We start from the raw sequence: 21,151 nt of genomic DNA on the forward strand, positions 1-21,151 counted from the left end.
AGGTAGCGTTAAACACGAAGACCTCGTGAGAGAACGATGGACGTTGAACACCCTGATTCTCTTACGAGGTCTTCGTTCTACCCAGGCGTACTCACCGATCGGCCTACACTCTCAAATCCGAAGAGCCACTTTAGGTTCTCGTCCACAAAGACGAGCCCGTGCGCAAGTGCGTGGGCGAGGTAAAGCCGTTGAAGCTCCTCCAGCCGAATTGCGTAACCATCCGCGGGAATGCTCCACTGTGTCCACGGGTAAACAGCAAAGGCCTCCGCAAGGGTCAGAGCGGCTGCTTCAAGATCAGACCGTGTGGCCCTCCGAACCCGTATCTGATGAAGACGATCGTTTGTTCTGGCGCTACCACTCATCCCACCAGTTTATGGTTTCCTGACTAACGCAACTGCTGGCACTTCGGGCAGAAGTGCGAACCGCGATTCATGAAACTCTCGCGCACGATCGGGCGTCCGCAGCGCGGGCACGGCGCGCCCTGGCGGCCGTAGGCGTTGAGCGAGTGGGCGAAGTACCCCGCCTGCCCGTTGACGTTCACATACTGCGCATCGAAACTCGTGCCGCCTTCCGCCAGCGCCTGCGTGAAGACGTCGCGCAGCGCCGAGAGCAGCTCGCGCGCCTTGCGCGGCCCGATTGCGGTTCCCGGGGTCTCGGGATGAATCCTCGCTCGCCACAGCGCCTCATCGGCGTAGATGTTGCCGACGCCGCTCACCAGGGTCTGATCCAGCAGCAGCTTCTTCACCCCGACTCCACGCCGCCGCAGCGCGAGCAGAAATCCCGCATCGTCGAAGGCGGGGTCGAGCGGATCGCGGGCGATGTGCAGGGCCTGACCGGGAATCAGGTCGATACCGTCGGGTGCGGGGAGCAGGCGATCGAGGGCGAGGGATCCGAACAGCCGCTGATCCGCGAAGTCGAGCCGCAGTTCGCCGTGCGCGGGGTGTTCGATCCACAGGCGGATGCGCACGTGTCGATCATCGGGCGCGTCATGGGCGCGCAGCAGCATCTGACCGCTCATGCCGAGGTGCGCGAGGAGAGCGAGCTGATCGGGTTTCGACTCGTCGCGAGCTCCTCGCTCAACCAGCGGAATCGGAACCGAACCGGGCTGCGACTCGTCGCCGGCTCCCCGCTCGACGGGGATCCACATGAACTTGCCGCGGCGCCGAGGCGCGTCGAGCACGAGCCCGGTCACCCGCCGCTCGAAGTCCGCGGCACGCGCGACCCCGGCCTCGAACGGCAGCCTGACCCCGTGTCCGCCCAGCCCGTCATCGCCGGGAAGCCCGTCGGCTCCGAGCGGCAGATGGCGCTTGAGGGCGCGAGGATCCCTCACCTCGGCAGAGATGACGGTGGCACCCGTCACAGCCGGCGCGAGCCCGGCCCGCACCACCTCGACTTCGGGAAGCTCGGGCACGCCCGACTACCTCTTACGGCGCTTCGAACGCAGCCGCTCGACCGCATCGCGGGCGGCCGCGAGCTCGGCCACCTTCTTGCTGGTGCCCGAACCGGTGCCCGTCACGCCGTCGAGCGTGACATGGGAGGTGTACCGGCGATCGTGGTCGGGCCCCGACCCCGTGGTGTCGTAGGGCGGGTGCGGCAGGCCGCGCTCCGCCGCGAGCTTCTGCAGCGAGGTCTTCGGGTCGAGGGTGACCGTGAACCGCTCGGGGTCCGCGAGCAGCGGGGCGATGAGGTCGAGCACGAAGCGATCGGCCGTCGCGGGGTCGGTCGAGAGGAAGACGGCGCCGATGATCGCCTCGACGGTGTCGGCGAGGATCGAGTCCTTGTTGCGTCCGCCGGTCTGCTTCTCCCCCTTGCCGAGGCGCAGCAGGGCACCGAGGTCGAGGCCGCGCGCAATCTCCGCGAGCGCGACCGTCGACACGAGCGCCGCGCGGCGCTTCGCGAGCTCGCCCTCGCTCAGCTCGGGGTAGTCGCGATACAGCTTGACGGTGACGGCCTGGCCGAGGATCGAGTCGCCGAGAAACTCGAGCCGCTCGTTGTGCGGGGCACCCCCGTGCTCGTAGGCCCAGGAGCGGTGCGTGAGCGCGAGCTCGAGCAGTTCGGGGTCGACCGTCACACCGAAGGGCATGAGAAAGCCGCCGGGGTCGCCCTGCGGCGCACCCGACGGCTCTCGAGTCTGCGACTCCAACTCAGGCGTCGGCGACCTTGCGGCCCTTGTACTCGAGGAAGAGGGCGTTGCCCTGCGAGTCCTCGACCACGCGGGCGCGGTGCGGGAGGCTGTAGACGGTGCGGCCGTTCTCGACGGTCTTCACCAGCTTGGGAGCCTCGGCCTTCCACGCCGAACGGCGGTGACGGGTGTTCGAGCGCGACATCTTCCGCTTGGGAACAGCCATGATGTTCTCTTTCCTACTTGCTTACGGGCCCGGGAGTCTCACCCGCACCAGGTTCATCTTCAGCCGCGGCGGCATTCGTCTGAAAACCCGCCAGCGCCGCCCACCTCGGATCGATGTCCGCATCGGGCGACCCCTCAGCCTCGGCATCGCGCAGCTCACCGGACTCGGGATCGAGTCCCGGACAGTCCGGGCGACACACAGGCTGAAACGGCAGTGCAAGCACTACCGCATCTCGGAGCGGGGGTTCAAGATCCACGTGATCACCGTGAACCCCGTACTCGTCGGCCTCCGTAGGAGTATACGCGAAAAGCTCCTGAAATTCGATTTGCAACGGCGTGGCGAACTCATTCAGGCACCGACCGCACTCCGCGTGCATGGTCGTGCGCACCTCGGCCGACACCAGAATGCCCTCGTGCACCGACTCGAGACGCACATCGAGCGCCATCTCCTCACCCTCGCGCACCTCGGCGAGCGCCTCCCCGAGTTTCTCGGGAACGGCGAAGCTGCGCGAGCGCTCGCGCATCTCACCAGGTCGGTTGATGAGATCGCGGACGTTCTCCTGATAGACCTTGACGCCGGACATCAGGCGGGCCTCCGCTTGTCGAGGAAGCGCGCCACGGGGGCGGGCACGTACGGGGTGACGTCGCCGCCGAGCTCGGCGACCTGGCGCACGAGGGTGCTCGAGACGTGCGCGTGGGCGGGATCGGGCAGCATGAAGACCGTCTCGACGCCGGCGAGGCTGCGGTTCATGATGACCATCGGCGTCTCATAGGCGACGTCGATCTGCGAGCGGATGCCCTTGACGAGCACCGAGGCGCCGACCTCGGTGCAGTAGTCGACGAGCAGGCCGACCGACCACGATGCGACGGTGATGTTCTCGGGGGCGCCGGCCTCGTCGAGCGACTTCTGGATCAGCGCCACGCGCTCGGAGATCGGCAGCATCGCGTTCTTGCCGGGGTTGTGCACGACGAGCACGTGCACCTCGTCGAAGACTCCGGCGGCGCGCAGGATGACGTCCATGTGCCCCATCGTGACCGGATCGAAGGAACCGGGAACCACTGCGATTTTCGTCATGCCATCAGCCTACGGGGTGCTGCCCGCGAGAACGCTGCGTTCGAGGGGATAAGGGAGAGATCAGAGCCCGTGCTCCTTGGCGTAGATCACGGCGTGCACGCGGTCTCGCAGCTGCAGCTTGGCGAGCACGCGCCCGACGTGCGTCTTCACCGTCGACTCCGAGAGGAACAGCTCGCCGCCGATCTCGGAGTTGTTGCGGCCGGCCGCGATCAACCGCAGCACCTCCAGCTCGCGTTCGGTGAGCGCATCGAAGGCTGCGGCGTCGAAGCCGCTGGGCGCCTCGACGGAGGTTTCACCGGTGCCCGCGGCCCCGAGCCCCGTCTCCCCCTCGCGCAGCTGCGCGATCAGCCGCTTCGTCACGCTCGGCGCCATCGCTGCGTCGCCGTCGGCCACGCGCCGGATGGCGTCGATCAGCTCAGCGGGCCTCGCGTCTTTCAGCAGGAAGCCGCTGGCCCCCGCTCGAACGGCGCCCACCGCGTACTCGTCGAGGTCGAAGGTCGTGAGCACGAGCACCCGCGTGTCCGGGTGCTCGGCGACGATCCGCGCCGTCGCCTCGATGCCGTTCATGCCCGGCATGCGCACATCCATGAGCACGACGTCGCAGGCGCCGCCCGCCGCTTCGAGGGCCGCGAGCGCCTCGCCGCCGTCCGAGGCCTCGGCGACCACCTCGATGCCCGGTTCCGCCAGCAGCACCAGCCTGAATCCGGTGCGGATCAGCTCCTGGTCATCGACCAGCATCACCCTGATCGGCGCGTCGTTCATCGTGCCTCCTCGCTTTCCACGTTTCCCGATCCCTTCGGGGCGAGGGATCCCCCGCGCTCGCGCGCGTCTGCGTTGACCGGCAGCTCGGCCCGCAGCACCCAGCCCCCGCCCGCGGCGGCCGTCGGCCCCGCCCAGATCTCGCCGCCGAAGAAGCGGGCCCGCTCGCGGAGTCCCGCGATGCCGCGGCCGGATCCCAGCCCCGACTCGGGCGGGTGGGATCCCGCTGCCGGCCCGAAGTCGCGCACCTCGACGAGTGTGCGGTCGGGGGCTCTGCGCACGGACACCTCGGCGCGCGCACCGACGCCCGCGTATCGCAGCACGTTCGTGAGTCCCTCCTGCACAACGCGGTAGACCGCGAGATCCTGTCCGCGGTCCCCCGAGGCGTCACCGCTCACATCGAGGGCCACGCCGAGCCCGGCATCGCGGAAACCGCGGACGAGCTCGGGCAGGTCCTCGACGCCGGGTTGGGGCGCGAGCTCGGCCGCGTCCGACTCCTGCAGGGCGCCGAGCATGCGCCGCATCTCCGCGAGCGCGGTGCGGCCGGTCTCTGCGCTGCGCTCCATGGCCTCGGCCGCCGCATCGGGCGCGGCCGATACCGCGCGTGCGGCCCCCTCCGAGAGCGCGATCATCACCGAGACCGAGTGCGCGACGATGTCGTGCATCTCGCGGGCGATGCGCGAGCGCTCCTCGGCGACGGCAAGCTGCGCGAGCTGGTCCCTCTCTCTGGCGAGCTGATGGGCGCGCTCGATGACCGCTTCGAGATAGCGCCTCCGGTTGCCGAGGTTGATGCCGAGCAGCACCACCGCGAGGTACCACATCGCCGTCATCACCGACACCGCGATGAAATCGGCCGTGCCGAAGCCGTTGGCGTCGTTCTCCGCCAGCAGGGTGCCGCCCGGGCCGACGACCCCGGCCGACAGTTCGGACCCCTGGGAGACGAAGTAGCCGACGATCGCGCCCGCGAGGGCGATGCCGTACCCGACCCAACCGGCGGACACGCTGCGGTATACGGGCACCGCGTACAGCAGGAACAGGAGGGCCACGCCGTTCGGCAGCGTCTGCGCCGTCGGGTCGCCGAGCGTCAGCACCGTCACCGCGGTCAGGCCGATCAGGGGGAACCGGCGGCGGTAGAGCAGGGCCGCGGCGGTGACGAGCGCTCTCAGGAGAGCGAGCAGCCACCAGGCGCCGTGCAGGTAGTAGGGCTGTCCCCAGGCCGTGGCGACGCCGAACGCACCGGCGAGGTCGAGCAGCACGCCGAGGCCGCAGCCGATGAAGTACCAGACGACGATGAACACGTCGACGGCGAGCGGGTGCGCCGCGAGCGCGCGCCGCAGCACCCCTGGCGGGCGCGGGAGGCGCACCTCGGCGGCGATCGACGGTTCTGCGTTCACCCCTTCACCCTACTGACCGCCGCCCGTGCCGGGATCGGCCCCGGGTGCCGGGGCGTGGTACCGGGGTACCCCGCGATCCCTCATCACGACTTCGCGAGGTTGTCGAGCAGCCCCGCCTCGTGCTCGCGGGCGAGCAGGGCGGCGAGCCCGGGGGCCGACCCGAGCTCGGGGTCGCGGTCGAGCAGCGCGCCCGCGACCTCGCGTGCGTGCTCGATGAGCTCGCCGTGCTCGGCCACGCGCAGCAGCCGCAGCGTCGAGCGGCCGCCCGACTGCGCGGTGCCGAGGATGTCGCCCTCCCTGCGCAGCTCGAGGTCGACCTCGGCGAGTGCGAAGCCGTCGGAGGTCGCGGCGATCGCGTCGATACGCTCGCGGGCGACGCTCCCCTGCTCGGCGGCGGTCATCAGCAGGCAGAGACCGGCGTGGCTGCCGCGGCCCACCCTGCCGCGCAACTGATGCAGCTGGGAGATGCCGAAGCGGTCGGCGTCGCGCACGATCATGATGGTCGCGTTGGGCACGTTCACGCCGACCTCGATCACGGTGGTCGCAACGAGCACGGCGATCTCCCCCGCCGCGAAGGCCCGCATCACGCGATCCTTCTCAGGGCCGGGCATGGCGCCGTGCAGCCCCTCGATGGCGACTCCCGCGAAGTCGGGCCTGCCGCGCAGCTCGGCGACGGTGCCCTCGACCGTCGCGAGGGGACGCGACGGGCTGTCGCCGCCCTCGGTGTCCGGGGCGGCCTCGGGCTCCTCGTCTCCGGCTTCCCGCACCCCGGCCGAGATCGCGGGGCAGACCACGTAGACCTGGCGTCCGGCCGCGATGTCCTCGCGGGCGCGCGCCCAGACGCGCGCCGCGCGGTTTGGCATCTCGAGTTCGGGCACGGCGAAGGTCTCGATGCCGAGTCTGCCGGGCGGAAGCTCGCGGATCGTGGTCACCTCGAGGTCGCCGAACGCGGTCAGGGCGACGGTGCGAGGGATCGGCGTCGCGGTCATCGCGAGCACGTGCGGTGCGGATCCCTTGCGGCGCAGCGTCTCGCGCTGCTCGACGCCGAAGCGGTGCTGCTCGTCGACCACGATGAGACCGAGGTCGTAGAAGGAGACGTTCTCGCCGAGCAGCGCGTGCGTGCCGACCGCGATCCGAGCGTTGCCCGAGGCGATCGAGAGCAGGGCGCGCTTGCGCTCGGCCGCCGGCATGCGTCCCGTCAGCAGCACCGGGTTCAACTCGGCGGCGAGATCGGGCCCCAGCGCCTCGACGACGGAGCGGAAGTGCTGCGCCGCGAGCACCTCGGTCGGTGCGAGCAGGGCGCTCTGCCCGTCGCCGCCCGCGACCTGCAGCATCGCCCTGAGCGCCACGAGCGTCTTGCCCGAGCCGACCTCGCCCTGCAGCAACCGGTGCATGGGATGCGGGCGTGCGAGTTCTGCGGCGATCGTCTCGCCCGCGCGGCGCTGATCCCCCGTGAGTTCGAAGGGCAGTGCCGCGTCGAAGCGCGCGAGCGGCCCGCCGCCGTCCGCCGGGATCGGGCGCGGCGTGCTGGCCTCACCCTCGGCCCGCCTGCGCCGGTCGAGCAGTGCGAGCTGCAGTTCGAAGGCCTCCCGGAAGAGCAGGCTGCGCCTCGCCTCGCGGTAGTCGGCCTCGTGCTGCGGCCGGTGCACGAATTCGAGCGCCCGCCCGAGCGGCGCGATCCCTTCCGAGCGCAACACGTCGGCCGGCAAAGGATCGGGCACCTCTCCGAGCGCGTCGAGCACGAGACCGATCGACTTCTGCACCGTCCAGCTCGGCATCTGCGCGGTCGCCGGGTAGATCGGCACCGGCGTCTCGGCCCACGCCTTCGCCGCGGCCTCGTCGAGCTTCTCGCCGCCCGGCGCGTCGTCGCGGTCGTCGAAGAGCTCGTACTCCGGGTGCTGCAATTGCAGCTGCCCGCGGTAGTCGCTCACCTTGCCCGCGAAGATGCCGCGCCTGCCGGGCACGAGCTCGCGGATGCGCCACGACTGGTTGAAGAAGGTGAGGGTCAGCGATCCCTCGCCGTCGGTGATGCGCGCCTCCAGAATGCTGCCGCGCCTGCGCTGCATCTGCCGCTCCCGCACGTCGAGCACCTGGGCGACGACCGTGATCTGCTCGCCCGATGGCAGCCCCCGCAGCGGCGTGAGCTCACCGCGGCGCGAGTAGCGGCGCGGCAGGTGCATGAGCAGTTCGCCGACGGTGTGCACGTCGAAGGCGCGCGCGAGCGGCTTCGCGGTGCGCGCGCCGACGACGCCGTCGAGGCGGCTGTCGAGCGTGACGCGGGTCATGCCTCCAGGCTAGTGCCGACCGCCGACACGCCGCCGCACGGTTCCCCACGGCGCCTCCCGCCCGTTTCCCGGCCCTCCGCGCACGCGCTACCCTCGTGGGGTGACCAGAATCATCGCGGGCGCCGCCGGATCCCTCCGCCTCGAGGTGCCGAAGGCCGGCACCCGGCCCACGAGCGACCGGGTGCGCGAGGCGATCTTCTCGGCCCTCGAATCCTGGGGCCTCGTCGACGGCGCGCGCGTGCTCGACCTCTACGCCGGTTCGGGTGCGCTCGGCCTCGAAGCGGCGAGCCGCGGCGCCTCGGCGGTGACGCTCGTGGAGCGCCACGCGCAGGCGGCGCAGGTGGCCGGCCGCAACGCACGAACGGTGCTGGGAGCCTTCGGCCGCGGTAGCGGGAAGGGCGGCAGAGGCAGCGAGGGATCGGCCCCCGAGATCGTGGTCGTGAAGCAGTCCGTGCAGACCTTCCTCGAGTCGACGCCCCCAGGTGGCTCGTCCTTGGCGGGCGACGGGGATCCCTCGCTCTGGGATGTCGCGCTGCTCGACCCGCCCTACGACCTCGAGGAGACCGAGCTCGCGGGGAACCTCGCCGCGCTCGTGCCGCTGCTCTCGGCGGACGCGGTCGTGCTGGTCGAGCGGTCGAGCCGATCCCCCGAGCCGTCCTGGCCCGCCGGTCTGAGGCCGCTCCGCGACCGCCGCTACGGCGAGACCGCGCTGTGGTGGGCGGAGCCGACGCTTCCCGCCGCTTGAGCGAAGCGGGTCGAACCAGCCCTGCGCCCCACGGCCCGCGCCGAGGAGATCGGAGACTCTTCCGGTCGCTTCAACGCCTGAAAACGACCGCAAGCGCCCCCGATTTCTGCCGATATCCCCATCGGCTCAGATGTACCAGGCGTCGAAGGTGCGCACGCCGTACGTCGGGGCGACCGCGCGGTTCCAGCGTGCGGCGAAGCGCTCCTTCGGTGCATCCGAGGCCGCCGCGGCCGCCTGGCCCGAGGCCGATAGCGACGCGCACCCGCTCGCATTCGCCGCTTCGGCCCAGGCCACGTACTCCACGTTGGCGGAGTGCGACACGCGGATCGCCTCCGTGAGGTCGTCGAGCAGCGCCTCGCCCTCCGGGATCTTGTCGACCGGCATCGAGGCCAGTGCTTCCAGCAGCTCGGCGCGGTTGTCGCGCACGGCCTTCATCGCGGCGACCGTGTCGGTGTAACCGCCGGCCGACGCCGTGCAGTACTGCAGTTTCGGCAGCGCGTCCTTCACCAGCGCACGTCCGTCGTAGGCCTTCTCCAGCACCTGGATCATGTACCGGATCTGATCCTCGGCGGTGTCCTTCGGCTTCTGCACCGAGAAGGTGCCCTCGCCCTCGGAGCTGTCGTCGACCGTGCGGATCCGCTCGCCGAGCGGCACGAAGATGTAGCGCACCGTGCGCTGCTGCTCGACCGTCTTCACATCGGCCTCGTCGCGCACCGTCAGTGTGCCGAGGTCGTAATCCAGGGTCAGCTTGTTCCCTCCCAAAAGCTCGGCCGTGTAGCGCTTCGTCTTCGCGTCCCAGTTCACCGAGGCCTTGGCGTCGGCACCGGTCGGCTGCTTCGCCCCGTTCGAGAACACGACCTTGGCCTTCGCAGACGGCTGATAGGCCACGAAGGTCGGCTCGTCGAGCGTCACGCCGCACACGAGCACCCAGCCATCGGGCAGTTCGGCCCAGGCCAACAGGATCGTATCGGCGGGGCAGTTGTAGGGAATGCTGTCGGGAATCGTGACGCTCGCGGCCTGCGCAGTCTCGGCGTCCGCGGTATCCACCGGCCCGAGGAAGGTGTAGCTGTCGATGACGTGCGAACCTTCGGCAGTGGTGCAATCGGTGCACAGACTATGCCCGATGATCGCGCCCAGGGGACCTCCGGTGATCTCGGCCACGTTCCCGATCTCGGGGAACTCCCCCGAGAACAGTTCGGCGCCGCTCTCGCCGTCGAACACCTCGACGCGGGAGATCGAGTTGCGACTGCCATCGCTCGCCCGATCCCCGTCGAAGATCAACACCTGGTCCGCCGCGACGACCCCGACGGGGTGGTTGCCCGAGTGATCGATCTCGGTGACCTCCCCCGATTCGATGCCGATCAGCGAATACCGGTAGTTCTGCCCCTCCGACTGCGCGATGAGCAGCCGGTCCTCGCCGTCCCCGCGAACCACCTGCGGGTCCTGGAACCACCCGGGCAGCGCACCCTCGACCTCCCACAGCAGCTCACGGGTGGCCGGATCATAAGCGCTAACGCGCTGCATGTCGTCGATGAGCAGCACCGGGTCTTCATCTCCGACGACGCTCCAGTTGAACGCGTCCGCATCGGTGATGATCTCGGAGGTCGGCGCATCGCAGCCGGGCCCCGCATACGACAAGGTTCCGGCCCCGTAGAGCCACACGCAGTCGGGCGTCCTCGCGTTCCCCACGGTGCCCGCGAAGACGCCGCTCACCGGGGTGACGTCTCCCTGCCGTCCCTCGAGATCGAACTCGGCGATCTGCTCCTCGCTCAGCAAACGGAGCGCGTCGTCCTCGAACAGCACCGAGCCGTGCTCCGCTTCCGCGTCGAAGACGATCCCGTTCTCGTCGAACCCGATCAGCTGAGACTCGCCCACGAAAGCGCTGTTGCACACGGCCTCCGTACCGGCATCGTCGGTCGCGCAGAAACTCGGTGAGCCCCGGCCTTCCTCCTGCCACTTCGGTTCGCCGCTCTCGGGGTCGAGCAGGGCCCATCGCGCCGGTACATCGCCCGGTGCCTGCTCCCAGTAGTGCATGAGCACGCCCGACGCGAGTTGGATGGGCTGGTCTGCCCGGTTCGCCTGGTTGATCGGCCCCATCATGCGCGGCAGGTGGCCTCGCAGCTGCGCGCCCCCGTCGAGGTCGGCACCCAGATCGTCGCCGGTGACGGTCCACTTCTCCTCGACCCCGTTCTCGAACGTGATCTTCTCGACCTCGGCCGCGGTCTGCGCGTCGCTCCCTCCCGAGTCGCCGAGCGGACCGTCCTCGCCGAACGGCCAGGTGCCGGTCAGCGCGAGAGCGCCTGCTCCCCCGCCGAGCGCCAGGGCGACGGCGACGGCTCCCGCGATCATCGCCAGTCGTTTACGCGGGGCGCGGGGCGCACGGACGGCGCCGATGCCGTCGGCAGTGTCGGTCGCAGCGCCGACGGCCCCGAACGCCACGGCTCCAACCGACGCTTCGGGCGCGACGAATCCGGCCGGTGCCACCGGCGCCGCGAGCGCCTCGGGAGCGGCTGGCAGGCGCGGAGGCGGCGGGGCCTGCGACTCGGCCCTTCGATCGGCGATCCACTGCCGCAGATCGGGGTAGACGCTGGGGTGCGACTCGATCAGGTCCCACAGGTCCGGCCGATCGGCCGCGAGATGCGCCAACTGCTCCGGCGTCAGGTCCGGTGACAGGCCGCCCTCGAAGGCCGCATCCGAAGCGTGCTCGTCCATGTGACCGTCCTCGTCCGCCCGGGCCGGGCTGCCACCCCGAGCGCGTGCCGCAGGGGTAGTAACGATTCTACGACAACTGCGGACGGTGTACGAAAAAGGACGTGGGCGAGATTTTCGCGAGGGATCCCTGTCGGAAAGGGGCCGCCCGCTCCCTCGGAACGGCCTCAGCCCGACGATGCACCCGACGGCCGCGCACGCCGGCGCGCGGCGCTGCGCATCACTCGGCCGACTGGTAGGCCTCCATCACGGCCTTCGGAATGCGGCCCGTGTTGGACACCTCGTAGCCGGCCGACTGGGCCCACTTGCGGATCGCGTCGAGCGTCTCGGCCCGAGCGGCCTGCGAGACGCCCGTGCGCTTCGCCCGCGTCTGCTTGACGCGACGCCCCGCCTCGACGTATCGGGCGAGGAACTGCCGCAGCTCCGCGGCGTGCTCCTCGTTCAGGTCGATCTCGTATTGCACGCCGTCGAGGCCGAAGCGCACGGGTTTCGAATCGGATTCGATCACCGTGCCGTCGAGATCATCGACGAGCTGCTGCACATGCCGGATAGCCATGAATCCACCGTATCGCACGCACCGGCCCCGCGACATGGAAAGAGGTCGGCGCGACTCCCCCGATTCTCCCGGGAGAATCGTTGGAATCGCGCCGACCCAGACAGCGGTCCCGAACTCAGCGCGGGATCAGCGTGTACTTGGTGCTCAGGAACTCGTGGATGCCGTCGAAGCCGCCCTCACGACCGATGCCCGACTGCTTCACGCCGCCGAACGGAGCCGCAGCGTTCGACACGAGGCCCGTGTTGAGGCCCATCATGCCCGTCTCGAGCTTCTCGATCATGCGGTGACCGCGGCCGATGTTCTCGGTGAACACGTAGCTCACGAGACCGTACTCGGTGTTGTTCGCGATCTCGACGGCCTCGTCCTCGGTGGAGAAGCGCACGATGCCGAGCACCGGGCCGAAGATCTCCTCGCGCATGATCGCGGCCTGCGGGCCGATGTGATCGATCACGGTGGGCTGGAAGAAGAACCCGGGGCCGTCGATCGCCTCGCCGCCGGTCACGACGGTGCCGCCGGTCTCGACAGCGTCGGCCACGAGGCGCGCCGTGTTCGCCACGGCCTTCTCCTCGACCAGCGCGCCGATGTCGTTGCCCTCGTCGGCGCCGCGGCCGATCTTCATCGCCGCGACCTTCTCGCCCACGCGGCGCGCGAACTCATCGGCGACCGACTCGTGCACGATGATGCGGTTCGCAGCGGTGCAGGCCTGGCCGATGTTGCGGAACTTCGCGAGCATCGCACCCTCGACGGCCTTATCGAGATCGGCGTCCTCGAACACCACGAACGGCGCGTTGCCGCCGAGCTCCATCGAGGTGCGCAGCACGTTCTGCGCCGCGGCCTCGAGCAGCTTCACGCCCACCGGGGTCGAGCCGGTGAACGAGAGCTTGCGCAGGCGGGGATCGCTGAGCAGCGCGCTCGACTGCGCCGACGACTTCGAGGTCGGCACCACGTTCACGACGCCGGCGGGCAGGCCCGCCTCCTCGAGCAGCTGCACGAAGTAGATCGTGGTCAGCGGGGTGAGCGCCGCCGGCTTGATCACCGAGGTGCAGCCCGCGGCCAGCGCCGGAGCGATCTTGCGGGTCGCCATGGCCAGCGGGAAGTTCCACGGCGTGATGAAGTAGCACGGGCCGACCGGGATGTGCGAGACCACCATGTTGCCGGTACCCTCGGGGTTCTGACGGTAGTCGCCCTGCACGCGCACGGCCTCCTCCGAGAACCAGCGCAGGAACTCGCCGCCGTACACGACCTCGCCGCGGGCCTCGGCGATGGGCTTGCCCATCTCCATCGCCATCAGCAGCGCGAACTCCTCCTTGCGCTCCATCAGCAGATCGAACGCGCGGCGCAGGATGTTCGAGCGCACCCGGCTCGGTGTGTTGCCCCACTCCTCCTGCGCCTCCACCGCTGCGTCGAGGGCGCGCACCGCGTCCTCGACCGTCGCGTCGGCGATCGTCTTGATGACCTCGCCGGTCGCCGGGTCGGTCACGTCGAACGTCGCGCCCGACGTCGACGCCTCCCACTTGCCGCCGATACCGAGACCGCTCTCGATGCGGTCGAGCAGCTCCTGCTCATTGGGCTTCAGTGCCATGATGTCTACTTTCTGTTCGTCGTTCTGCGGCTGCGCGGCAGGGCGCAGAATCTACCTTCGTACGGGATCCTGCGACGGAGCACAGGACCGGGCGTCTCGTCAGTTGGCGGCGATGGCGTCCACCACGACCTGCAGGCCGTCGCGCAGCAACTCCTCGGAGATGGTCAGCGCGGGCAGGAAGCGGATCACATTGCCGTAGGTGCCGCATGTGAGCACGAGCACACCCTGATCCGCGGCGGCCTTCGCGACCGCCGAGGTGAGTGTGGCGTTGGGCTTCTTCGAGCCCGACTCGACGAGCTCGATCGCCATCATGGCACCGCGGCCGCGGATATCGCCGATGCGATCGTCGGACTGCTGCAGGGCGCCGAAGACCTCCTCGATGATCTCCTGGATACGCGCGGCCCTGGCGAGCAGGTTGTCGGCCTGGTAGGTCTCGATCGTCGCGAGAGCGGCGGCGCAGGCGATGGGGCTGCCCGTGTAGGTGCCGCCGAGACCGCCCGCGTGCGCGGAGTCCATGATCTCGGCGCGACCGGTGACGGCGGAGAGTGGCAGGCCGCCGGCGATGCCCTTGGCGGTCGTGACCAGGTCGGGGGTGACGCCCTCGTGCTCGGCCGCGAACATCTGGCCGGTGCGGGCGAAGCCGGACTGCACCTCGTCGAGGATGAAGACGACGCCGTTGGCGGTCGCCCACTCCTGCAGCGCGGGCAGGAAGCCCTCGGCCGGGGCGATGAAGCCGCCCTCGCCCTGGATGGGCTCGATGATGATCGCGGCGAGGTTCGACGCGCCGACCTGCTTTTCGATCTGGGTCAGAGCGACCTCGGCGGCCTCGGCGCCGGTCAGGCCGTCGCGGAACGGGTACGAGGTGGGCACGCGGTAGACCTCGGGAGCGAACGGGCCGAAGCCGTCCTTGTAGGGGATGTTCTTCGCGGTCATACCCATGGTGAGGTTGGTGCGGCCGTGGTAGGCGTGGTCGAACACGACCACGCCGTTCTTCTTGGTGTAGTGGCGCGCGATCTTGATCGCGTTCTCGACGGCCTCGGCGCCCGAGTTGAAGAGCGCCGAGCGCTTCTCGAAATCGCCGGGCGTGAGCTCGTTGAGCTTCTCCGCGACCGCGATGTAGCCCTCGTACGGGGTCACCGTGAAGCAGGTGTGGGTGAACTGCGCGACCTGCTTCTGCACGGCCTCGACGACGCGGGGAGCCGAGTTGCCGACGCCCGTCACCGCGATGCCCGAGCCGAGGTCGATGAGCGAGTTGCCGTCGACATCGACGAGCACGCCGTCGCCACCCGCGACGACCGAGATGGGAAGCGCGGCGCCGACGCCCGCGGCGACCGCGGCGTTCTTGCGGGCGATGATCTCCTGCGACTTCGGGCCGGGGATGCTGGTGACGAGCTTGCGCTCCTGCGGGAGCGAGGGACCGCCGATGACATCGACCATGGTGATTCTCCTTGTTGCCGGGCTCCCGGAGGGAGCGGTCTCGAAGCGACCCGGGGGCTGCACCCGAGGGCCGGCGTGATTCTGGATCAGGATAGCTCCGCCCTCTCCCAGCCTGCGGTGCCACAATGTAGGAAATCAGTTGCGAGATTCACCAGATTGGCAGAATAGATTCGAGAGGGATCCATGGCAGACGTTTCGCGCGAGGAATCGCCTCGCGTCCCGATCCCTCACCCCGCACCTCACCACCCCGTGATCGAGCTCGGCGAGCTGCTGCGGCAGTACCAGCTCGGCCTGGTGCTCGTAGCGGGGATACGCGAACAAGGCGCGCCCGCGCCGAGCGACGAGCGGCAGGGCCACGAGGAGGACGACGATGCCACCGCCACGGCGCGCGTGCTCGCACGCCCCGTGCAGTGGGTACACGTGAGCGAGCTCGGCGATCCCACCCCCTTCCTCACCCCTCGCACCGTGCTGCTCACCACCGGCGCCCGATTCGCGGCGATACGCGACGGCGCCGCAGCCGACGCCTACGTGTCCAGGCTCGTCGAGGCCGGCGTCACCGCCCTGGGCGTGGCGATCGGCCTGCACTGGGACCGCATCCCGGCCCCCATCGTCTCGGCCTGCGATCGTTTCGGGCTGCCGCTGTTCCGGGTCCCCTACGCGACCGCGTTCATCACGATCGTGCAGACCGCCGCCCGCCTGCTCGAAGCGGGCGCGCGCGAGCGGGATCAGTGGGCGCTCGAGTCGCAGCGCGCCGTCGCGAACGCCTCGCTGCACCGCGACGGGCTGGCCGCCGCCGTGCGCGAGGCCGCGGCACGCCTCGACCGCTGGGTGTGTGTGACCGACCGCTCGGGCCGGGTCATCGAGTTCGCCCCGCAGACGGCTCACGGCCGTGTGCAGGCCGAGTGGATCCGCCGCGAGACGCGCCGCCTCATCGATCGCGGAGTGAGCGCCGGCCGCATCGGCAGCGACACGGGGGGCATGCAGCTCCAGACCCTGGGACGTCACGGACAGGTGCTCGGTGTGCTCGTCGTCGAGGATCACGGCGCGCCCGACAACGCGGAGCGCACACTGATCGGCCTCGTGGCGGCGCTCGCCACCGTGCAGCTCGAGCACCGCGCGGGCATCGACGCCGCGCAGGTCTCGCTCCGCGAGGCGATCGTGCAGCTGCTGCTCGCGGGCAGCACCGACCTCGCCGAGAAGCTCGCCCACAGCGCGGTCGTCCGCTTCCCGCGCGGGTCGGTCACAGTCGCGAGGCACGCGCCGTTCGAGCAGCTCGACCCCACGCTCGTGGAGGAGCTGCACTCGCTCGACGCTGCTACGCCGGGCCTCTTCTGCGCCAGCCACGACGGGTCCCCGCTGATCATCGCGGAGACCAGGCACATGCCTGCGCTGCGACGCGCCTTCCTCGCGCACCGCACCGCGGCCGGCTTCTCCGAGCGCGGCGACCTCGGCGAACTCGGCGAACTGATCGACCAGGCGGAACGCGCCTTCGCCTACGCGCGCTCGTCCGACGCCGAGGCGCCGCTCGACTACCTGCCCGCCCTGCACGAGGGCGTGCTGCGCCTGCTCGACGCCCGGCCCGAGGCCCGCAAGCGGGCCGAGAGCATGCTCGCCCCGATCAGACGCCACGACCGCAAGCACGACGATGTCATCGAGACGAGCCTCACCGCCTGGCTCAGACACCACGGCCAGACCAGCGCGGCCGCGACCGAGCTAGGAGTACATCGCCACACCCTCACCGGGCGCGTGCGCGCCGCCGCGGAACTGCTGCAGGTCGACCTCGACTCGCCGGATGTCCGGGCCGACCTCTGGGCGGCGCTGCGCCTCGTCGGATCGGCGGGCGCCGACTCCGCCGCTTGAGCGAGCGCGCGGATAGTGAGAAATCGCTGTCGCGATTTCTTCTTCAAGATCCGCGCGCTCGCTCAATCAGCGGGGACGGCGCGCTCGCTCAGCGGGGCACCGATAGCGCAGCCGTTTCATTCCTCGTTCGAGATGTCGCCCGACTTCAGGTTCTTCTCGATCAGTTCCGGCAGTCGGTCGAGCAGCGCGCTGCGGTCGGTGACGACGTTCTTCATGACCCCGTCGATGTTCGACTCGTCCACCGGCGGCATGACATAGACCCACTCCTTCTCGACGTCCTGCTTCTCGGCGATCCGGTAGGCGACGGCGAGGCCGGTGGCGAGCTCCACGGTGCCGTGCTGCAGCGAGGTTCCCAGGAAGTCGCCGTCGGCGACGGCCTGGAGGCCGTCCTGGATGCCATCGATGCCGACGATGGGGATGTCGAGCCCCGCCTCCCGGATCGCCTGCAGTGCACCGAGCCCCATGTCATCGTTCTGTGCGACGATCCCCTGGATCTGATCGCCGTATGCGGTGAGCCAGTTCCGCATCTTGTTCACGGCCTCGTCGCGCGTGTTGTTGCCCGTGTCCATGGCGAGAACCTCGATGCCGGGGTTCTCGTCCAGCACGTTCTGATTGCCCTGCGTGCGGTCGATCTCGTAGGAGGCGCCGAGCTTCGTCTGCAGGATCACGATCTTGCCCTCGCCTCCGAGGTGATCGACCATCTGCTGCATCTGCTGCTCACCGGCCGCGACGTCGTCGGGCAGCACGGTGGCCGCGAGCTTCGAGCTGTCTGAGAGGGCCGCGTTGACGGCGAGCACGGGGATGCCGGCGCTCTCCGCCTTCTCGAGCTGCGGGCCGAGGGAATCGGCCTGCACCGGGACGATGATGATCGCGTCGACCTTCTGCTGGATGTACTGATCCACCTGGTTGGCCTGCGTGCTGACGTCGCTGCTCGCGGAGTTCCAGACCAGATCGATGCCGTTGGCCTCGGCGATCCGTTCCATCCCCTCCTTGCCCTCGGTGATGAAGGAGCTCATGTCGTACACGGTGACGCCGACCGTCACCTGGTCCTCGCCGCCCGCGTTCGGGTCCCCCGCACCGCAGGAGGTGAGGGATACGGCGCCGAGCGCCACGGCCGCTCCGACCGCGCCGAGACGGGCGAGGCCGCGCATCGTCGGTCGATTCGCACGGATGTTCTTCATGGGATTCTCTTTCTCTTGTCGGTTCGTGACGGCCTGCCGGGCGACGGCGGCAGGCGAAGGTGTGAGATGGGCTTCGCCGCTCAGACGATGCGGTCGCTGCCCCCGTCGACGGGGATCTGCGCTCCGGTCGTCGCGGCGTAGTGGCCGTGGAAGAGATCCCTCACCACATGCGCCACCTGCCGACTCGTGACCTCGGTGCGCAGCAGGTTGCGCCGCTTGTACTCGTCGATGCTGAGTCCGTACTTCGCCGCGCGCTCGGCGAGCAGCTCGGGCGTCCAGAGACCGGTATCGAACACCGCATCGGGGTTCACCATGTTCACCCGGATGCCGACCTCGGCCCACTCGAGCGCCGCCACCCTGGCCAGCTGCGTCGCCGCGGCCTTCGACGCGGAGTACGCCGCGGCGCCCGGGCCCGGAGCGGGGACGTTCTTCGAGGCGATGAGCACCACGCGCCCGCCGTTGGGAGCCAGGGCGAGATAGGGCTTCGCCGCGCGGAACAGGGAGAACAGCCCGTCCACGTTCACGGACATGCTGAGTCTCCACGCGGCCTCGTCGAGGTCGGTGATCGGTGCGCTCGCGGCGAAGACCCCGGCGGCCGGCACCAGCATGTCGAGTCCGCCGAAGCGGCGCACACCATCCTCGACCGCCCCACGCACGGCCTTCGGGTCGGTGACATCGCAGACGATCCCGTGCCAACGCGCGTCGGCGACGGTATCGAGCACGGCCTCCGCCCGGTCGAGCGCCACGACGGCCGCGCCGGCTTCGTGCAGCGCGATCGCGCAGGCCCGACCGATACCCGAGGCCGCTCCCGTGACGAGCGCCACCTCGCCTTGGAAGGGGGGCATTGCCTTGCCGCTGCGCAGCTTCGCCTGTTCCAGCTCCCAGTACTCGATGTCGAAGAGCGCGTCCTCGTTCAACGTCCGATAGCCGCCGAGCCCCTCGGCGTCCTGGATCACCTGCGCCGTGTGCTCGTAGATGTCGGCGGAGATCGCGGCGGCGGCGACGGTCTCCCCCACGCCGATCAGTCCGATCTCCGCATCGAGGATGACGCGGGGTGCCGGATCGAGCGGCGTGACCCGCTCACCGGTGCGGGCGCTCTGGCGTTCGACGTATGCGCGGTATTCATCCGCGTACCGTTCGACGTCGTCCCCGACGCAGGGAAGCCGCTTCGTGCGGATCACGTGGTCAGGGGTGATGGTGCCGCGCAGCGCGAGGTCGGGATAGGCCGGGTGGGCCATCAGAGCCGCCACCGAGTGGCTGGGTCGGTGCTCGAGGATCATCGCGCGACCCGCAACGGCGCTGACCCGCGAGCGGAGCTCCGCGTGCCTGATCGGCTCGGGCGGGCCCGAGAGCGCTGCGCGATCCTCGTCGGAGGGCACCCGGGCCCGCACGTAGGCCTGCGCACGTTCGACGAGCTCGAGGTGACGCGCCAGCGCCTCCTCAGCGCTGTCGGCGAAGGTGAAGAGCCCGTGGTTCAGCAGTACGAGACCGGCCACGGAGTCGGGATCCTCAAGGCGCGCCCACGCCTCCGCCACCGCTCGGGCGAGCACGAACCCGGGCTTCACGTAGTCGAGGATCAGCAGGTTCTCGCCCAGCGCCTGCTCCACGGTCCGGCGCCCTTGGGGCAGATCGGTGAGGGTGACGATCGCATCGGCGTGCGTGTGCAGCACGTACTTGGAAGGGATCACGGCGTGCAGGATCGCCTCGATCGAAGCAGCCGGTGCGTCGGAGCGGAGGGAGGCTTGGCGCAGCTCGTTGACGAGAGTGGTGTCGTCGAGCTCGGGGAGTCGCGACAGCTCGAGCAGACGCTCGCGACGCAGCGGAGTGAAGCCCGCCGGCTCGATCGAACCGAGATCCCAGCCGCTTCCCTTCACGTGCACGATGTCGACGAGCTCGCCAGTCACATCGTGCACCTTCTCCTTCGCGGATGTGTTGCCTCCGCCATGGAGCACGAGGTCGACGTTCTGCCCGAGCGTGCGGGAGACGGCGACGCACTGCTCCAGCGGCGAGCGGGTATCGGGGGCGGGGGTCTGAGCGCTCAATGAACTGCCTTTCTTGATGCCTGGATCCCAGGCCGGAGTGAGGGGTGGAGCGGGGGCGGGTCTCCGCCCGCCCCCGCTCGTCTTCTGCTGCTCGACTACTTCTCGTTCGAGAGGTCGCCGGACTCGAGGTTGGCCGCGATGAGATCAGGCAGACGCTCCAGGAAGGCGTCGGAGTCGCTGACGACGTTCGCGTAGAACTCGTCGACGTTGTCGGGCGTGACGGCGGGCATCACGTAGGTGTAGAGCTCATCGACCTCATCGCCCGCCGCCGCCTTCGCCGCGACGGCGAGACCCGTGGCGAGCTCGACGCGCCCGTGCTGCAGGCTGGTGCCGATGAAGCTGCCGTCCTTGACGGCGTTGAGGCCGTCCTCGATGCCGTCGATGCCGACCACGGGGATGTCCATGTTGGCCTCGCGGAGCGCCTGCAGCGCGCCGAGCCCCATATCGTCGTTCTCCGCCACAACACCGGTGATGTCGTCGCCGAAGGCCGAGATCCAGTTCTTCATCTTGTTGACGGCCTCGTCGCGCTTCCAGTTCGCGGTGTCCTTCGCCAGCACCTCGATGCCCGTGTTCTCCGCGAGCACGTTCTCGATGCCGGTGGTGCGGTCGAGCTCGGCCGACTGGCCGAGCGGTCCCTGCAGCACGACGATCTTGCCCTTGCCGCCGAGCGCTTCGACCATCATCTCCATCTCCTGCTCGCCCGCGGCGATGTCGTCGGGAAGCACCGACGATGCGAGGTTGGTGGTGTCGTCGAGCGCTGCGTTCACCGCAACCACCGGGATGTCGGCGGCGGCTGCGGCTTCGAGCTGCGGGCCGAGGGAGTCGGCCTGCACCGGCACCACGACGATCGCGTCGACCTTCTGGTCGACGTACTGCTGCAGCTGCGTCGCCTGCTTCGAGACGTCGAGATCGGCGGAGTTCCAGACCAGGTCGATGCCGTTGGCGTCGGCGTAGGCCTCCATGCCCTCTTGGCCCTGCGTGATGAACGAGCTCATGTCATACACCGACACGCCGATCGTCAGCGCCTGCTCTCCGTCGGCGCCCTTGCTTGCCGGATCGCCTGCTCCGCAGCCCGTCAGCGCGAGCGCTCCGACCGCGAGGACCGCTGGAACCGCGTAGCGCAATCTGCGTGTGAACTTCATAGTGTTCTCCTTCGAGGATGGGACGGTTCCACCGATG

17 protein-coding genes are annotated in these 21,151 nt (G+C 69.6%); 2 read left to right on the forward strand and 15 right to left on the reverse strand.

Translation table 11 applies throughout. The features are described 5' to 3' along the window. Positions 1 to 385: 385 nt before the first annotated feature. The 8 genes from mutM to J4H91_RS13330 form a co-directional block, all read right to left on the reverse strand. Positions 386 to 1,411: a bifunctional DNA-formamidopyrimidine glycosylase/DNA-(apurinic or apyrimidinic site) lyase gene (gene mutM, locus J4H91_RS13295; RefSeq protein WP_208046746.1), complete on the reverse strand. Its 1,026-nt coding sequence runs from the start codon at positions 1,409 to 1,411 to the stop codon at positions 386 to 388. Positions 1,412 to 1,417: 6 nt separating this feature from the next. After that, on the reverse strand, positions 1,418 to 2,083 hold the full coding sequence (rnc, locus tag J4H91_RS13300) for a ribonuclease III (RefSeq protein ID WP_208046775.1): 666 nt from the start codon (positions 2,081 to 2,083) through the stop codon (positions 1,418 to 1,420). 61 nt (positions 2,084 to 2,144) lie between these two features. Beyond that, on the reverse strand, positions 2,145 to 2,348 hold the full coding sequence (gene rpmF, locus J4H91_RS13305; protein ID WP_017885009.1) for a 50S ribosomal protein L32: 204 nt from the start codon (positions 2,346 to 2,348) through the stop codon (positions 2,145 to 2,147). Positions 2,349 to 2,361: 13 nt separating this feature from the next. Continuing rightward, positions 2,362 to 2,931, reverse strand: coding sequence for a YceD family protein (locus tag J4H91_RS13310; RefSeq protein ID WP_208046747.1), 570 nt, complete (start codon positions 2,929 to 2,931; stop codon positions 2,362 to 2,364). Continuing rightward, on the reverse strand, positions 2,931 to 3,422 hold the full coding sequence (gene coaD / locus J4H91_RS13315; protein ID WP_208046748.1) for a pantetheine-phosphate adenylyltransferase: 492 nt from the start codon (positions 3,420 to 3,422) through the stop codon (positions 2,931 to 2,933). Before coaD ends, J4H91_RS13310 begins: the two co-directional genes overlap by 1 nt. A gap of 60 nt (positions 3,423 to 3,482) precedes the next feature. Next, a complete protein-coding gene (locus J4H91_RS13320; protein WP_208046749.1) occupies positions 3,483 to 4,184 on the reverse strand; it encodes a response regulator in 702 nt (233 codons plus the stop codon). Then, on the reverse strand, positions 4,181 to 5,575 hold the full coding sequence (locus J4H91_RS13325; protein WP_208046750.1) for a histidine kinase: 1,395 nt from the start codon (positions 5,573 to 5,575) through the stop codon (positions 4,181 to 4,183). Before J4H91_RS13325 ends, J4H91_RS13320 begins: the two co-directional genes overlap by 4 nt. An 83-nt stretch (positions 5,576 to 5,658) precedes the next feature. Continuing rightward, the gene (locus J4H91_RS13330) at positions 5,659 to 7,860 is read right to left on the reverse strand and encodes an ATP-dependent DNA helicase RecG (RefSeq protein ID WP_208046751.1); all 2,202 of its coding nucleotides are present in this window, start codon (positions 7,858 to 7,860) and stop codon (positions 5,659 to 5,661) included. Positions 7,861 to 7,960: 100 nt separating this feature from the next. Here J4H91_RS13330 and J4H91_RS13335 point away from each other — a divergent pair, with 100 nt between their 5' ends. Continuing rightward, positions 7,961 to 8,605, forward strand: a complete 645-nt coding sequence (locus tag J4H91_RS13335) for an RsmD family RNA methyltransferase (protein ID WP_208046752.1) — start codon at positions 7,961 to 7,963, stop codon at positions 8,603 to 8,605. A gap of 126 nt (positions 8,606 to 8,731) precedes the next feature. On the opposite strand, the gene J4H91_RS13340 is transcribed toward J4H91_RS13335, so the two are convergent. The 4 genes from J4H91_RS13340 to gabT form a co-directional block, all read right to left on the reverse strand. Beyond that, entirely contained in the window at positions 8,732 to 11,317 is a 2,586-nt protein-coding gene (locus J4H91_RS13340; RefSeq protein WP_208046753.1) for a variant leucine-rich repeat-containing protein, read from the reverse strand. 217 nt (positions 11,318 to 11,534) lie between these two features. Beyond that, positions 11,535 to 11,870, reverse strand: a complete 336-nt coding sequence (locus J4H91_RS13345; protein WP_208046754.1) for a histone-like nucleoid-structuring protein Lsr2 — start codon at positions 11,868 to 11,870, stop codon at positions 11,535 to 11,537. A gap of 115 nt (positions 11,871 to 11,985) precedes the next feature. Further along, positions 11,986 to 13,452 carry an NAD-dependent succinate-semialdehyde dehydrogenase gene (locus tag J4H91_RS13350; RefSeq protein WP_208046755.1) on the reverse strand — a complete coding sequence of 489 codons (1,467 nt, stop codon included), beginning with the start codon at positions 13,450 to 13,452 and terminating at the stop codon, positions 11,986 to 11,988. A 99-nt stretch (positions 13,453 to 13,551) separates the two neighbouring features. Next, positions 13,552 to 14,889, reverse strand: coding sequence for a 4-aminobutyrate--2-oxoglutarate transaminase (gabT, locus tag J4H91_RS13355; protein WP_208046756.1), 1,338 nt, complete (start codon positions 14,887 to 14,889; stop codon positions 13,552 to 13,554). A 183-nt stretch (positions 14,890 to 15,072) separates the two neighbouring features. On the opposite strand from gabT, the gene J4H91_RS13360 reads away from it, so the two are divergent. After that, the gene (locus tag J4H91_RS13360) at positions 15,073 to 16,749 is read left to right on the forward strand and encodes a PucR family transcriptional regulator (RefSeq protein WP_208046757.1); all 1,677 of its coding nucleotides are present in this window, start codon (positions 15,073 to 15,075) and stop codon (positions 16,747 to 16,749) included. Between the two features lie 116 nt (positions 16,750 to 16,865). Here the strand turns inward: J4H91_RS13360 and J4H91_RS13365 are convergent, their stop codons facing one another. The 3 genes from J4H91_RS13365 to J4H91_RS13375 all read right to left on the reverse strand — a co-directional run bounded on the left by J4H91_RS13365 (position 16,866) and on the right by J4H91_RS13375 (position 21,114). Next, the gene (locus J4H91_RS13365; RefSeq protein WP_279544158.1) at positions 16,866 to 17,930 is read right to left on the reverse strand and encodes a substrate-binding domain-containing protein; all 1,065 of its coding nucleotides are present in this window, start codon (positions 17,928 to 17,930) and stop codon (positions 16,866 to 16,868) included. Between the two features lie 80 nt (positions 17,931 to 18,010). Continuing rightward, positions 18,011 to 19,972 (reverse strand): bifunctional aldolase/short-chain dehydrogenase, encoded by a 1,962-nt coding sequence (locus J4H91_RS13370; RefSeq protein ID WP_208046758.1) that lies wholly within the window; start codon positions 19,970 to 19,972, stop codon positions 18,011 to 18,013. Positions 19,973 to 20,067: 95 nt separating this feature from the next. After that, entirely contained in the window at positions 20,068 to 21,114 is a 1,047-nt protein-coding gene (locus J4H91_RS13375) for a substrate-binding domain-containing protein (protein ID WP_208046759.1), read from the reverse strand. Positions 21,115 to 21,151 lie beyond the last annotated feature (37 nt).

This window comes from Leucobacter ruminantium (assembly GCF_017565705.1).
Taxonomy (GTDB): Bacteria; Actinomycetota; Actinomycetes; order Actinomycetales; family Microbacteriaceae; genus Leucobacter; species Leucobacter ruminantium.

Coding starts and splice junctions, on each gene's coding strand:
- J4H91_RS13340 (WP_208046753.1), bottom strand. CDS start 11,317: ATGGACGAGCACGCTTCGGATGCGGCCTTCGAGGGCGGCCTGTCACCG.
- J4H91_RS13345 (WP_208046754.1), bottom strand. CDS start 11,870: ATGGCTATCCGGCATGTGCAGCAGCTCGTCGATGATCTCGACGGCACG.
- J4H91_RS13350 (WP_208046755.1), bottom strand. CDS start 13,452: ATGGCACTGAAGCCCAATGAGCAGGAGCTGCTCGACCGCATCGAGAGC.
- J4H91_RS13365 (WP_279544158.1), bottom strand. CDS start 17,930: ATGAAGAACATCCGTGCGAATCGACCGACGATGCGCGGCCTCGCCCGT.
- gabT (WP_208046756.1), bottom strand. CDS start 14,889: ATGGTCGATGTCATCGGCGGTCCCTCGCTCCCGCAGGAGCGCAAGCTC.
- rpmF (WP_017885009.1), bottom strand. CDS start 2,348: ATGGCTGTTCCCAAGCGGAAGATGTCGCGCTCGAACACCCGTCACCGC.
- J4H91_RS13360 (WP_208046757.1), top strand. CDS start 15,073: ATGGCAGACGTTTCGCGCGAGGAATCGCCTCGCGTCCCGATCCCTCAC.
- J4H91_RS13310 (WP_208046747.1), bottom strand. CDS start 2,931: ATGTCCGGCGTCAAGGTCTATCAGGAGAACGTCCGCGATCTCATCAAC.
- J4H91_RS13320 (WP_208046749.1), bottom strand. CDS start 4,184: ATGAACGACGCGCCGATCAGGGTGATGCTGGTCGATGACCAGGAGCTG.
- rnc (WP_208046775.1), bottom strand. CDS start 2,083: ATGCCCTTCGGTGTGACGGTCGACCCCGAACTGCTCGAGCTCGCGCTC.
- J4H91_RS13375 (WP_208046759.1), bottom strand. CDS start 21,114: ATGAAGTTCACACGCAGATTGCGCTACGCGGTTCCAGCGGTCCTCGCG.
- J4H91_RS13330 (WP_208046751.1), bottom strand. CDS start 7,860: ATGACCCGCGTCACGCTCGACAGCCGCCTCGACGGCGTCGTCGGCGCG.
- coaD (WP_208046748.1), bottom strand. CDS start 3,422: ATGACGAAAATCGCAGTGGTTCCCGGTTCCTTCGATCCGGTCACGATG.